This is a genomic window from Bradyrhizobium paxllaeri, assembly GCF_001693515.2.
Classification (GTDB): Bacteria; Pseudomonadota; Alphaproteobacteria; order Rhizobiales; family Xanthobacteraceae; genus Bradyrhizobium; species Bradyrhizobium paxllaeri.
This window is the reverse complement of sequence record NZ_CP042968.1, coordinates 1,122,707-1,135,486: the sequence shown is the minus strand read 5'-3', so window position 1 is coordinate 1,135,486 and position 12,780 is coordinate 1,122,707. Positions and strand designations below refer to the sequence as shown.

The window sequence follows — 12,780 nt, the reverse complement described above, 5'->3', positions numbered from 1 at the left end:
CCGCGACCGTGGCGCGGTATCCGAACCCGGATCGGCCGGGCTGCGTATCTGGATCAAATCGGTGGTCTGTGCCGACGACGCAGGCGGTATCGTCGCTGCCCCGCGCCGTGATAGACTGGTTCAGCGCACTGCCGGTTCATCGCGAACCATCGGGAGCATCCTCATGCGCGCTGTCGTTCTGCTTCTTGCCTGCCTGCTAGCCTTCGTCGCTCCCGCCAGGGCCGACGACGTCGCCACAGCTCAAGGCGTGATCCGTGCGCAGGAGCAGGCCTTCGCCAACGACGATGCCGCAGCCGCCTATTCGCACGCCGCACCCGAGATCAAGCAGCTGTTTCCGCAGGCCGACATCTTCATGCAGATGGTCCGGCAGGGCTATGCGCCGGTCTACCGCCACAAGAGCTTTGAATTCGGCGAAGCGCGCTCTTCAGGCGGCCGCATCGCCCAGCGCGTCCACATCGTCGACGACAATGGCGAAGCCTGGGAAGCGATGTACACGCTGGAGCAGCAGAGCGACGGCAGCCTGAAAATTACCGGGTGCTCGCTGCTGAAGGCGGGACAGGCGGTCTAAACTTTTGCCATCGCCAGCCGCTGCCGCGCGCGCATCAACAGCAGCAGCATGATGGCGATGTTGAGCGCGTTCCACGCCAGCCCGTTGGCGAACGCCGCCATGTAGGAGCCGGTGGCGTCGAAGATCGCGCCCGAGACCCAGCCGCCGAACGACATGCCGAACACGGAGGCGAAGATCACGATGCCGACGCGGGTGGCGGCTTCCGACGCCGGCATCGCCTCGCGCACGATGATGGCGTAGCTCGGCACGATGCCGCCCTGGAACAGGCCGAACATCGCGGAGATGACATAGAGCGAGGTCAGGCCGTCGAAGAACAGGTAGAAAAAGAGCGCGGTGCCCTGCGCGACCGAGCCGATCAGAAGCGTGCGGATGCCGCCGATCTTGTCGGCGAGAAAGCCCGATCCGATGCGGCTGATGATGCCGAAACCGAGCATCAGCGACAGCATTTCAGCGCCGCGCGCCACGCCATAGCCGAGATCGCTGCAATAGGCGACGATATGCACCTGCGGCATCGACATCGCCACGCAACAGGCAATCGCGGCCAGCGACAGGATCGCCGTCAGCGCATTGGTGGAGATCCGCAAGTCCACGCGCGGCGGGGCCGCGTTCTCGTGGTCGCGCTGGCCGCCTGCCCCCATCAGCAGCCGCAACACGATCAGCGCCAGCGTCATCGCCACCGCGGTGAAGATGCCGAGCGCGATATGGGTGGTGCGCCAGCCCAGCTGCTCGATGCCGAAATTCACCAGCGGCGGCCAGATCGCGCCGCCGATGTAATTGCCGCTGGCGGCGACGGCGACCGCAAGCCCGCGGTAGCGGTCGAACCAGTGCGAGGCTTCCGCCATCAGCGGCCCGAAGGTCGCCGACGACGACAGCCCGATGGCGAAATGCACCAGGATGAAGTGCCAGATCGAGGTCGACATGCCCGCGACGACATAGCCGAGGCCGAGAATGCCGATGCCGAGCCCGATCGCGGTGACGATGCCGTAGCGGTCGGTGATCTTGCCGGTCAGCACCGCGCCGGAACCGAAGCCGAGCATGATCATCGTAAAGGCGAGCGAGGCCGTGCCGCGGCTCGCGGCGAAATCGAGCTGCACCACCGGCAGCGCCACCACCACCGACCACATGCCGACGCTGCCGAGCGAGCCAATCAGGACGGCCACGGCAAGCCGGGTCCACGCCCGGCGCGAGTCGGGAACGAACAGGTCGGAATCCTTGGAAAGCTCAGAAGAAATTGCCACGGCGACCGCAACTTCGGGGGCAAATCGCCTAACGTCAAGCCACATTGCCGCGATATTGGGCATGCAGTTGTGGTGGGGGTAGGTAAGGCGGCGGCCTTGGCTGAATCAGCCATCGCCTCTAGTTTGCCGCCATGTTCGTTCGCCTGACGAGACCTGCGCGTGTCAGATCAGGGTGGTTCGCCGCCCTGCTCTATCTGCTCTGCGTGCTGGCGCCCGGGGCCGCGCTGGCGCTCGGCGACGGGGCGTCATGCCTGACGGTCGAACCGGCCGCGACGGCGCACATGCATGCGGACTCCCCACATCAGCACCACGCAGGGCCTGCACACCATGACACCGGCAGCGGCCTGCATGAGCAGGCGAAGCATCAACATGACGGCAAGGATTCGCCAAATCCGTGCTGCGCCATGCTCTGCCTGTCGGCGATTCCAGCCGATCTGCCCGCCATCGCCAGACCCGCGCCGCCGATCTCGCTTTGCGTCTCCGAAAACTCCTGGCGCCCGCCGGGTGAGGCGCCGCCGCTGCTGTATCGTCCCCCCATCGCTTGATCCCGACCTGATGATCCCGGCAAGCCACGTGCATCAGCGCGCGCACGATCTCGCGTCCGCGCGGCACATTCCAGGCGAAGTAAGAGAAAGAGCATCAAATGAAAACCATCATGACGACAGCCATCGCGTTGCTGGCCATTTCAGCCATGCCGCAGCCGGCGCAGAGCCACGACAAGCACTCCCGCGACACCTATTCGGCCGGCGAGCCGGGCAACCCGAAGAAACCTTCGCGTACGATCGAAGTTGAAATGAGCGAGATGGAATACACGCCCTCGCGCATCCCGGTGAAGCGCGGCGAGCAGATCCGCTTCGTGATCCACAATGTCGGCAAGGAAGACCACGAATTCCTGCTCGCCACCACGAAGGAAAACCTGAAGCACGCCGAGGAGATGAAGAAGCACCCGCATATGGAGCATGACGATCCCAATGGCGTGCGCCTCAAGCCGGCGAAATCGGCGGAGATCCTCTGGAAGTTCACCAAACGCGGCACGTTCGAATATTCCTGCCTGATCCCCGATCATCGCGACTACGGCATGATCGGCAAAGTGACGGTGAAGTGAAAGCGAGCTCAAGGAGATGACGATGAAAAAGACGATGCAGATTTTGGCCGCCGCCATGTTCGCGGCGATCTCGTTGCTGCCCGCCTGCGCGCAGGCCGAAGCCGTCCAGGGCGAGGTCAGGAAAATCGACGAGGCCGCCGGCAAGATCACGCTCAAGCATGGCCCGATCAAGAGCCTCGGCATGGACATGGGCATGACCATGGCTTTCCGCGTCAAGGACCCCGCGATGCTGAAGGAGGTGCAGGTCGGCGACAAGGTGGAGTTCGAAGCGGAGCAGGCCGGCTCGGCCTATACGGTGATGAAGATCCAGAAGAGCAAGTGAGCGCTCCTCGACATCGCGACGCAACCCCGTAAGATGGGTAGAGCGCAAGCGAAACCCATCAGCCGCATTGCCGAACGACGGCGCAGCCGAAAACCAACCAACGAGACGCCCGTGCGACGAATTGACGACCAGGTTTTCCGGCTGCTGCTGCTCGCCGTCACCCTCGCCTTCGCCTGGGTTCTGCAGCCGTTCTACGGCGCCATCCTGTGGGCGATCATCGTCGCCGTCATCTTTGCGCCGGTGAACCGCGCGCTGCTGCGCACGATGCCCGGCCGGCCGAACCTCGCGGCCGTGGTGACGGTCCTGCTCACCATCGCCATCGTGATCCTGCCGCTCGCCATCGTCGCGACCTCGCTGGTGCAGGAAGCAACAAGCCTGTTCGGCAAAATCCAGTCCGGCGAGTATGACCTCGCGAGCTACATCCAGCGCATCTTCGATGCGCTGCCGGCCTGGGCGATGGGCTTGCTGGAGCGGTTCAACCTGACCAATCTCTCAGGCCTGCGCGAGACCCTGTCATCCGGCCTGATGAAGGGCGGTCAGATCCTGGCGCCGCAGGCGCTCAGCATCGGCATGAACACGTTCGAGTTCATGATCGGCCTCGGCATCATGCTCTATTTGCTGTTCTTCCTGACGCGCGACGGCAAGGCGCTGGCGGACCGGATCAAGGACGCCGTTCCGCTCGGCGCCGACCACAAGGCCGCCTTGTTCAGCCGCTTTGCCGATGTCGTTCGCGCTACCGTCAAGGGCGGCATTCTGGTGGCGATGGCGCAAGGCGCGCTCGGCGGCCTCGCCTTCTGGTTTCTCGGCGTTCACGCCGCGCTGCTGTGGGCCGTGCTAATGGCGTTCCTGTCGCTGGTGCCGGCCGTCGGCGCCGGCCTGGTCTGGGTGCCCGTTGCCATCTACTTCCTCGCCACCGGCGCGATCTGGCAGGGCCTTGGCCTGATCGCCTATGGCGTGTTGGTCATCGGCCTCGTCGACAATGTGCTGCGCCCGTTCCTGGTCGGCAAGGACACCAAGCTGCCGGACTATGTCGTGCTGATCTCGACGCTCGGCGGCATCGAAGTGTTCGGCCTCAACGGCTTCGTCATCGGCCCGCTGATCGCGGCGATCTTCATGGTGAGCTGGGAGATTTTTTCGGCATCGCGGCGGGGCGCGTAGCTACCCCAGCTCAAAGCTGGTAACGCCGAATACCCGCTCCAGCCGCAACGGCGGAATCGCACCGGTATACATCCGCGCCGTCTCGAACACGGGCGCAAGCCCAAAACTTTCCGCCAGCGCCATCGCCTCGCGGTTGATGCCGGGTACATCCAGGAAAATCTCGCCGCCACCCGCCTCGGCTATCAAGGCGGACAGCACCGCCTCCGCCGTCGCGCGATCATCGGCCACCAGCGGCCCAATTTTGAATCCCTTGCGGCACGGCCGGATCACGCCCCATCCCCTAAGCCGGCCATCGCGCATCACCGCACAACCGGCATGCCCGGGCGCGCCGATCCAGGCGCGCAGGAACGCGGGCCGTGGCGCCGGAAACACCGTCGCATCGTCCGCCTCGATCGCCGCCATCGGAACGTCGCTCAAGGCAATCATCCCGGCCCGCGACGCGTCCGGCACTGTCACTGTACCGCCATAGCGAATGTTGGCGTAAGCGAGCTGAAAGCCGGACTTCTTGTAATTGTCCTGTTGCGCCACCACGCCGTCGAGACCGATCACCCGCGCGCCGGCATGCGCGATCGCGGCATTCCATATCCGCATTCCGTAGCCTTTGCCGCGCAGATCCGCGCGCACGATGTAAAAGCCGAGAAAGGCAAAGCGCGCATCGTAGTTGACGCAGGAGACCGTCGCGACAGGCGCGCCGTCGCGTTCGCCGATCAGGAAACCCTCGGGATCGACCGACGCAAAGCAGGCATCGTCGGCAAGCCCCGGATTCCAGCCTTCCGCGGCGGCCCAGTCTATGGCGAGGGAGATTTCGTTCGCGCGCATGGCGCGGATGTTGAAGTCAGTCATGGCGGACGGTCCTTGTATGCCTGTCTTCGGCCGTCATTGCGAGCGAAGCGAAGCAATCCATCTAGCCGCAAGGAAGTATGGATTGCTTCGTCGCTTCGCTCCTCGCAATGACGCTGCCCTCTGCGGAATTGCAAACATGACAATCGCGAAACCGCGCACTCGATCGCGTCACGCAGTTCCTGAACACACGATGCAAATGTGTGTGTGCAGTCCAGAAATGGCACACTTCATCACGCAAAATATCATTGCGCCCTGCGATTTGTTTAGCGAAAATTAACCTTGCTGGCTGGCGCGGCTTGAGTAGTTGGAGGCTTCACACATGTACCGATCATCGCTCGCGCTGGCCCTTGTTGCCCTGTGCTCCGCGCCTGCCGCGGCCAGCGACCTGTCATCCGTCTACGTCGCGCCGGGCGGCGTCTACGCGCCCTCCTCGAATGTCTACGTGCGTCCGGGAGCGGCCTATCGCCAAGCGCCTTACGCGGAACCCGGTTACGGCTATCGCTCCTACGAAGCACCGCCCCCTGCCTACCGCGCACCGACGGCGGTCTATGGCGAGTATGGCTACCCCGCGCAGCCGGCCTATGTCGAACGCGCGCCCGCCTATCCCGCGCGTTACTACGCCCGAGAGCGCTACTACGCGCAGGACCAGGACTATGCGCTGGAATACGCGCCGCGGCCGCCGCTGCCCGTGCCTTACCGCGCGCGAGCGCGGTGCGACGACGGTTATGGCAGGTGGTCGTATTGCGACTAGGCCGCCGGCTCACGCGGGTTCGTTGCCGCTCGGGGCGTCGGTCGGAATTTCGAACCGACGCCTCCTGGACCATCGGCCTGCCCTGCCACTTTTTCCCAAAAACTTATCATTTGTGAAGGCAAACGGCCCGCCGCAGGTGTATTCTTCGATATCAAGCGAGTCGCAATAATACTTGGCAATTGTACTTCGCAATTGATTGTAAACCTGGAGGCCGCGGGATCATAAGATCGGGTGGCCTTTCGCTGGGTTGATGAGCATGACGCATCACGATGTCCCCTTCGTGGTCTCGCTGATCTGGCTGACAGCACTCAGTAGTGGACTGATCTTACTGCTTTTTGAGTGAATACGGTCAGAGCAGGCTACCAGGCACCAAGGCACGTTGACGCCAATAACGTGGGCCGCTCGAGCTTTATCGTCAGCGCTCGCATCGCGCCGCTGCTTCAAATTTGTCATCGAAGGCCACGTCGTTCAAACGTGTCTCGCAAGATTGCGGTGACCTTGCGATCCAGGACTTCGAGACGGCTACGAAGCTCGAGTTGCTCGTTCGATATGACGCGCTTGACGGTGACTTCGACGATCACAGACAATACGTAACAGACGAAGGCTGCCGCCAGAATCGAAGAGACCAGCGGTCGAAAGTCAGGCGTAACATTCCAAAAAACAAGACCTACGACGAGAGCCGCAATCCAGATGACGACCTTGAGAAATGTTTTCATTTAAAGTGCTCCGGCAGAAGCCCGTGCCGTCCACTTCCGGTTTGCCCTGCCTCTAGCAGGGCGAGGCAGCACACCAACAATCGACTTTCAGGGCACACAGTTCCCGTAACTAAAGCGACGTTCGGCTGGAACAATTTGGGCCAGGGCCGACACAAACGACGGCAGTAGCACGCGTGAACGCACAACTATTTTTGGATGCGTCTCTCTGCAGTGGTAGTCACATCCCCTTCAATCCTTGCGGGCTCCGGCAAAATCAGCACGCAGGCTGGTTTCGCTTCGCGCTTCCCATCCTGCACACTGAAGCCTAGAAGATGCGCATCTGCCAGCGGGGTGGAGCATTGGCGAACCGGGTCTCACAGGCTGACGACGATGGCGAACGGCTGTTCGCGCAATCGGCCTTTTATGCGGAGTTCGCACCGCCGGAGAGCCACGGCCATCTTGTGGATTCGATTTACGTCCTGAAGGATTGCGGGCGGCTGACGGCAAACCGCCTGGCATTCGCCTCACCATTCAGGGAACTCACCTTCAGCTTTCGAGAACTGGCGTCGCCGCGCCTCGCGCGCAGTGGCAAAGTGGTTGTGAACGAACCCAACTTTTCGCATCGAAGGAAAGGCAGGGCGTTTTTCGGCTGGGTCATCGGCATCAAGTTCAAACCGAATTGGCCGTATCCGTTGCACGCCGAGGACCCCGTGATCGTCGCGTGTCAAAACTCCCTGACGCGCGCCATAAGTGAAGGCCCATCGTCCTTCGCCATCCTTGCTCCCCTGGACCAGCTTTTGCTCGCGCTCTCGCGGCAGACCCAACACGGATCGATCGCAAGCCGCGACTATTTTGATACGTCGCACGATCGCGTTGCCCGTCTTGCAAGCCACGTCGGCGGTTCGGTGCGAACGCTGCACAGGCGGATGAAGGCATCGACCGGCGTTGCGCCAAAGCGCTTCCTGGCCGTTCAGCGCTTCCGTCGTTCGGTTTACGAAATTGCGACCCGGAATACCGGACTGTCACGGGTCGCCTTCAATCTGGGCTTCTCCGATCAGGCTCACCTGACCAGGGAGTTTCAGCGGCACGCCGGCGTTTCGCCCGGCGCATTCAAGCAGACATGGCTGGGACGTCATGCGCGGGCTGTCCGATTTCTTCAAGACGCCGGCCCATCTGCCCGCCTAAGGATGGCGGTGTGGCCGTTCGAGGCCCCGACCAATTCACCTTCGAAGAGACGGACGCGCCATCGAACCTAGTCGTCGTCTCCTCCGCCGTTCGCTTCGGGAGACCGACATGATCATCGATGCCTGGATGCAGCATCCCAATGCGGGGTGGATCGGCAATCCGATGTTCGATTCGTTGCGCCGGTGGCGGCCCGGCAAGCGGTCGGAAACGGCGCTTCCCATCCAGGATACGATTGCCGAAATGGATTGCGCCGGCGTTTCCGTCGGCATGCTCTGCGCCTGGCACGGTCCTCAGGGGCCGATGATCGGCAATGACGAAGTCGCGCACTATTGCCAGGAATATCCCGATCGCTTCGTCGGCATCGCATCCGTCGATCTCTTTCGTCCCATCGAGGCCGTGCGTGAGCTGAGGCTCAGGGTCAAACGGGACGGCTTCAAGGGGTTGCGCGTTCTGCCCTGGCTTTGGGGCCTGCCGCCGGACGACCGCCGCTACTACCCGTTGTTTGCAGAGTGCTGCGAGCTCGATATTCCCTTTTGCACGCAGGTCGGACACGCAGGGCCCCTGCGCGAGTCGGAGCCGGGACGGCCTATTCCCTATCTCGATCGCGTCGCGCTGGAATTCCCCGAGCTTCGCATTCTCGGCGGCCACATCGGCGTGCCCTGGCTGGGCGAGATGCTCTCGCTGGTGATGAAGTATCCGAACGTCTTCATCGATACGTCGGCCTACAAGGCCAGCCGCTATCCATCCGAGTTGGTCGAATACATGCTGGACAATGGCAGGCATCGGGTTCTGTTCGGATCGAACCACCCGTTCTGGCCCGCAGGCGAATGTATCGCCGGACTTGAACGGCTCGACCTTGGCGAAGCGGCCCGGTCCGCATTTCTCGCGGATAACGCGCGGCGCTTGTTCAAGCTCGACTGACTCTTGTTCTCCCGATCGCAACCCTGAACAGCGGAGAAGATCCGATGCCGTGGACCATCGAGCGCCGGCACCCTCACGTGGCCGTCGTGACCATGAACACCAACAAGGTCAACGCACAAAACCCGGCCTTCTTCGCCGACCTGCATGCCGCGTTCGATCGTCTCGAAGCGGAGTTCGCCGACTGCGCCGTCGTCCTGACCGGATCGGGTGCGGTATTCTCAGCCGGCCTCGATTTCGACCATCATTTTCCATTATTCGCGCGCCGCTCGCTCAAGGAGATCGACGCCTGGTTCGATGCCTATCGCGCGACGAACCTGCGCCTGTTCGCCTATCCAAGGCCCACGGTCGCGGCCATCAACGGTCATGCCTATGCCGGCGGGCTGATTACGGCGCTCGATTGCGATCACCGCATCGCTGTTGAAGGTCCGCTCCAGTTCTCGCTGAACGAGGTGCCGATCGGCATCCCGATGCCGGCGGTCTATTGCGAAATCATCAAGCACGCGATCGGCCCGCGCGCAGCATTCGAACTGACCCTGTTCGGTCAGATCTACGATCTCCCTGCCGCGAGCCGATTGGGCATTGTTCAGCAGACGACTGCACCCGATGAGTTGCTGAATGCCGCCGTCGTCTGGGCCGCGCTGGTGCCGCCGGATTGCCATGCGGCCTACGCCTTTTCGAAGCGCGCGCTACAGGCGACCGCCATGACAGCCATCGACCAGGCCGCTCGCCTCGACCGGGATTGGCTGTCGCGCGGCATGTCCGATCCGGGGAGCATCCAGGCCCATGCACGGCGCTACAGGGAACTGAAGGGTAAGGAAACTACATGGCCGTTGCCGGCCTAGGGCAGTCCCCCTCCGCTTGGCTAGCGGTTGGGCTTTCCCTGGTTTGGGAGTTCCAATTCCCCGGCTTCGGCCTCGATACGGCTGGAAGGCATGAAATGCTTTTCGAGCACAGGTCCTTCATTGCCTTCGAACAGGATGCGCTGTGCATCGCCTTCGAGATCGTCGTATTGGCCATTCCTCAAGGTCCACATGAACGAGGCCAGCCCCACCAGCCCCATCCCGATCGCAATCGGAACCAGAAAGAAGAAATCGATCATGAGAACGACCTCGCGAAGTTAAACATCGTGAGCCCAGCGCGATGCAACGTCACGCGCCGCCCGGCTGCACCGCGCGATAAGCGTGCCATGTGGCATGTCCGAGCAGCGGATAGATCACGATCAGTCCGAGCATCGCGGTTGCAAGGCTCAGCAGGAACAGCACCAGCACGATCGTCGCCCAGATCAGCAGGACGCGGAGGTTGCTCCAGACCAGTGCCATGCTGCTGCCCATCGCAGTGAGGGCATCGACATCCTTGTCCAGCAGCATGGGAACGGAGAAGGCGCTGATTGCGAACGAGAATGCCGCAAACAATCCTCCGATCGCAGTCCCGACTGCGAGCATCGCCCAGCCGGTCTGCGTGGTGAAGAGCATAGGCGCAATCCGATTGAGACCCGGGAACGGCAGCAGGCCGAAAAACAGCGCGTAGATGATGACCGCGGCGCGCATCCACACGATCATCAACAGGCATAGCAGCACGCCGGTGAACAGGATCTGACCGCCCGAGCGGGGCCTGACGAAAAAGAGAGCGTGCCAGTGCAGGGGTTGCCCGGCTTCGATCCGGCGGCTCTTTTCATACAGGCCGAGGGCCAGGATCGGGCCGACCACCATGAAGCCGGCGAAAGCCGGGAACAGAATGTAGTCGCGCCCGAGCGCGATCAGGCTGCTGACAAAGCCGACCGAGAGCAAGAAGATGATCAGGCCGTATGCGATGCTCATCGCCGGCTGTATCATGAGATCTCGCCAACCTGCGGCGAGCCACTTTAACGGGTCATCCACCTTCAGCGGCCGGCCCCATCGATCGACGATTGGAAGGGGCGATGCGACCGGAGGGATCATCGGCATAGCGTTTCTCCCTGCTCAGGAATGACCCGCTTTGAGCGCCGTCGAAGGCGAACACGACGACTTTGCGGCGCTGAACCGTCCCCGCGCGGCATCGCCCTCACCTTGCCTTAGATGCGCGACGCAGGCAGGCTGCGACATGATCGCGACGTAGACCAGATGGGCATTGGCTGCGACGAGGACGGCGACGGCGGCGGCGAGCACGACCCAGAGACCGATCATCGGTCTTGCGCGCGGTTGCTTGTCGGACCTGGCGAGATCGTTCATGGGGTCACCGTCCGCTTGTCGAGCAAATAGAGCGTGAGGATCTTTCGATCGAGGTCGGACAGACGGCCTTCCCAACTCGGCATCTGCCCCTGCCGGCCCCCCCATATCGAGGTATCGATGGCTTCCAGGTCACCGCCGTAAATCCAGGATTTGTCGGTCAAGTCGGGCGCACCAAGCTCCGGGTTGCCCTTGGCATCGTCGCCGTGACAAGACACGCAATTGGCGGCGAATATCTCCTTGCCGGCTTCGATCGTCTTGGGATCGATGGTTGCTTTCGCATCAGGGTGCGAGAGAGAATAGACGAAGGACGCCACTTTCATGCCGTCGGCCCGCGGCAGCATCTGGTCGCGTCCGAACGCCGGCATCTGGGACACACGTGCGTCCTTGTGCGCGGAATTGATGCCGACGCGGATGGTATTGAAGATGTCTTCATGCTTGCCGCCCCACAGCCAGGATGACGTGGTCAGGTTTGGGTAGGCGGGACCGCCCTTGGCATCATGGCCATGGCATGCCGCGCAATTATCGCCGAACAAGGTGCGGCCGGCGTTGCGGACATTTTCCATGAGCTTCGGATCGGCCTGGATCGCAGCGAAGCTTTCCGTTTCGACCCTTTTGGTCCAGACGCTGCGATCGATTGTCGCCTCGTTCAGTGCCGCCGCAACGGTCGTGCGTTGATCCACGCCGAGCAGGCCCTTGGTGTAGGTGACGCCCAGCGGCCAGGCCGGCATAAGAATCCAGTAGACAACGGAGAACAGGACGGAGAGCGCGAGAAAGAAATACACCGCACGCGGAACCGGCGTGTTCAATTCCTTGATGCCGTTCCATTCATGGCCCGTGGTGAGATAGCCGGTGTAGCTGTCGCGCTCTTGCTGATCTACGGCCATGGCTTGTCCTCGTCGCGAAGGATTGACCGCGCGGCGGCGTCAAAGCGCTTCTTGTTCGAGGGCCAATAGGCGTAGACCACCACCGCGGCCGAGAGCGCGAGCAGATAGAAAAGCCCGAACGATTTGGAAACGCCGACCAGAAAATCGTGCTCTATGCTCATTGCTTCGCTCCAGCATCTGCGATCGGCTTGTGAGCCGCGTCGGTAAGCCGCCCGAGAATTTGCAGGTACGCGACCATTGCATCCATTTCGGTCAATTGACTGGGGCGCCCGTCGAACGCGCGCACAGTGGTCGCCTTGCCATAACGCTCGGTAACGCCTTTGGCCTGCGCCGAGTCCGGATTGGATTGGCCGAACGCGTCAAGCGACGCATTGGCGATCATCTCGTCCGTATAGGGAACTCCGACCGCGCGCTGCGCTTTCAGGTGAAGGCCGAGATCATGGGTGCGCAGTTCGGTGGAAAGCAGCCAGTCGTAGGCAGGCATGACCGAAGGCGGCACCACGTCGCGGGGATTGATGAGATGGGCGACGTGCCATTGGTCGGAATACTTTTCGCCGATGCGGGCGAGGTCGGGGCCCGTTCGCTTGGACCCCCACAGCATCGGATGATCATATTTGGATTCGACCGCGAGCGAGTACGGACCGTAGCGGTCGACCTCGTCGCGAAGTGTGCGGATCATCTGCGAATGGCAGGCATAGCAGCCCTCGCGGATATAGATGTTGCGGCCGGCAAGTTCGAGCGGCGTGTAGAGCCGCATGCCCGGCGCGGACTCAACCGTCTGATGGATGGTATACAGCGGGGCGATCTCGACCAGACCACCGATACTTGCCACCACGATGATGCCGATCACGAGGCCGATTGCCTTGCGTTCCATCCGATAGTGGAATCCGAAGATCGACATGG

General features: G+C 62.3%; 18 protein-coding genes. 9 read left to right on the top strand and 9 right to left on the bottom strand.

The annotated features are described in order from the left end of the window. Positions 1 to 163: 163 nt before the first annotated feature. On the top strand, positions 164 to 568 hold the full coding sequence (locus LMTR21_RS05350; protein ID WP_065754063.1) for a DUF4864 domain-containing protein: 405 nt from the start codon (positions 164 to 166) through the stop codon (positions 566 to 568). Here LMTR21_RS05350 and LMTR21_RS05345 read toward each other — a convergent pair. Then, entirely contained in the window at positions 565 to 1,806 is a 1,242-nt protein-coding gene (locus LMTR21_RS05345) for an MFS transporter (protein WP_065754040.1), read from the bottom strand. The two genes, LMTR21_RS05350 and LMTR21_RS05345, sit on opposite strands and share 4 nt — an antisense overlap. A gap of 131 nt (positions 1,807 to 1,937) precedes the next feature. Between LMTR21_RS05345 and LMTR21_RS05340 the strand changes: the two genes are divergently transcribed. The 4 genes from LMTR21_RS05340 (at position 1,938) to LMTR21_RS05325 (ending at position 4,391) form a co-directional block, all read left to right on the top strand. After that, positions 1,938 to 2,351 (top strand): hypothetical protein, encoded by a 414-nt coding sequence (locus LMTR21_RS05340; RefSeq protein WP_246175140.1) that lies wholly within the window; start codon positions 1,938 to 1,940, stop codon positions 2,349 to 2,351. A 98-nt stretch (positions 2,352 to 2,449) separates the two neighbouring features. Next, positions 2,450 to 2,911 (top strand): cupredoxin domain-containing protein, encoded by a 462-nt coding sequence (locus LMTR21_RS05335; RefSeq protein WP_065754039.1) that lies wholly within the window; start codon positions 2,450 to 2,452, stop codon positions 2,909 to 2,911. Between the two features lie 22 nt (positions 2,912 to 2,933). Then, positions 2,934 to 3,233 carry a copper-binding protein gene (locus LMTR21_RS05330; RefSeq protein ID WP_065754061.1) on the top strand — a complete coding sequence of 100 codons (300 nt, stop codon included), beginning with the start codon at positions 2,934 to 2,936 and terminating at the stop codon, positions 3,231 to 3,233. Positions 3,234 to 3,344: 111 nt separating this feature from the next. Beyond that, positions 3,345 to 4,391, top strand: a complete 1,047-nt coding sequence (locus tag LMTR21_RS05325; RefSeq protein ID WP_065754038.1) for an AI-2E family transporter — start codon at positions 3,345 to 3,347, stop codon at positions 4,389 to 4,391. Here LMTR21_RS05325 and LMTR21_RS05320 read toward each other — a convergent pair whose 3' ends face one another. Next, positions 4,392 to 5,234 carry a GNAT family N-acetyltransferase gene (locus LMTR21_RS05320; RefSeq protein ID WP_065754037.1) on the bottom strand — a complete coding sequence of 281 codons (843 nt, stop codon included), beginning with the start codon at positions 5,232 to 5,234 and terminating at the stop codon, positions 4,392 to 4,394. A 319-nt stretch (positions 5,235 to 5,553) separates the two neighbouring features. Here LMTR21_RS05320 and LMTR21_RS05315 point away from each other — a divergent pair, with 319 nt between their 5' ends. Further along, complete coding sequence (locus LMTR21_RS05315) at positions 5,554 to 5,985, top strand: hypothetical protein (protein ID WP_065754036.1); 432 nt, start codon at positions 5,554 to 5,556, stop codon at positions 5,983 to 5,985. A gap of 449 nt (positions 5,986 to 6,434) precedes the next feature. On the opposite strand, the gene LMTR21_RS05310 is transcribed toward LMTR21_RS05315, so the two are convergent. Then, complete coding sequence (locus LMTR21_RS05310) at positions 6,435 to 6,701, bottom strand: hypothetical protein (protein ID WP_065754035.1); 267 nt, start codon at positions 6,699 to 6,701, stop codon at positions 6,435 to 6,437. A 311-nt stretch (positions 6,702 to 7,012) separates the two neighbouring features. Between LMTR21_RS05310 and LMTR21_RS05305 the strand changes: the two genes are divergently transcribed. From LMTR21_RS05305 to LMTR21_RS05295, 3 genes are read left to right on the top strand one after another with little or no spacing between them, the layout of a single operon-like run. Next, the gene (locus LMTR21_RS05305; protein WP_084030697.1) at positions 7,013 to 7,936 is read left to right on the top strand and encodes a helix-turn-helix transcriptional regulator; all 924 of its coding nucleotides are present in this window, start codon (positions 7,013 to 7,015) and stop codon (positions 7,934 to 7,936) included. A 37-nt stretch (positions 7,937 to 7,973) separates the two neighbouring features. Further along, positions 7,974 to 8,786 carry an amidohydrolase family protein gene (locus LMTR21_RS05300; RefSeq protein ID WP_065754033.1) on the top strand — a complete coding sequence of 271 codons (813 nt, stop codon included), beginning with the start codon at positions 7,974 to 7,976 and terminating at the stop codon, positions 8,784 to 8,786. A gap of 44 nt (positions 8,787 to 8,830) precedes the next feature. Continuing rightward, a complete protein-coding gene (locus LMTR21_RS05295; protein WP_065754032.1) occupies positions 8,831 to 9,628 on the top strand; it encodes an enoyl-CoA hydratase/isomerase family protein in 798 nt (265 codons plus the stop codon). 20 nt (positions 9,629 to 9,648) lie between these two features. Here the strand turns inward: LMTR21_RS05295 and ccoS are convergent, their stop codons facing one another. From ccoS to ccoO, 6 genes are read right to left on the bottom strand one after another with little or no spacing between them, the layout of a single operon-like run. Next, positions 9,649 to 9,885, bottom strand: coding sequence for a cbb3-type cytochrome oxidase assembly protein CcoS (gene ccoS / locus LMTR21_RS41570; RefSeq protein ID WP_065754031.1), 237 nt, complete (start codon positions 9,883 to 9,885; stop codon positions 9,649 to 9,651). A 49-nt stretch (positions 9,886 to 9,934) separates the two neighbouring features. Beyond that, the gene (locus LMTR21_RS05285; protein WP_065754030.1) at positions 9,935 to 10,729 is read right to left on the bottom strand and encodes a DUF2189 domain-containing protein; all 795 of its coding nucleotides are present in this window, start codon (positions 10,727 to 10,729) and stop codon (positions 9,935 to 9,937) included. A gap of 15 nt (positions 10,730 to 10,744) precedes the next feature. After that, the gene (locus LMTR21_RS05280) at positions 10,745 to 10,993 is read right to left on the bottom strand and encodes a hypothetical protein (protein ID WP_065754029.1); all 249 of its coding nucleotides are present in this window, start codon (positions 10,991 to 10,993) and stop codon (positions 10,745 to 10,747) included. Beyond that, complete coding sequence (gene ccoP / locus LMTR21_RS05275) at positions 10,990 to 11,877, bottom strand: cytochrome-c oxidase, cbb3-type subunit III (RefSeq protein ID WP_065754028.1); 888 nt, start codon at positions 11,875 to 11,877, stop codon at positions 10,990 to 10,992. Before ccoP ends, LMTR21_RS05280 begins: the two co-directional genes overlap by 4 nt. Continuing rightward, a complete protein-coding gene (locus tag LMTR21_RS05270; RefSeq protein ID WP_065754027.1) occupies positions 11,868 to 12,038 on the bottom strand; it encodes a cbb3-type cytochrome c oxidase subunit 3 in 171 nt (56 codons plus the stop codon). Before LMTR21_RS05270 ends, ccoP begins: the two co-directional genes overlap by 10 nt. Next, complete coding sequence (gene ccoO / locus LMTR21_RS05265; protein ID WP_187399314.1) at positions 12,035 to 12,778, bottom strand: cytochrome-c oxidase, cbb3-type subunit II; 744 nt, start codon at positions 12,776 to 12,778, stop codon at positions 12,035 to 12,037. Before ccoO ends, LMTR21_RS05270 begins: the two co-directional genes overlap by 4 nt. Positions 12,779 to 12,780: the final 2 nt, after the last annotated feature.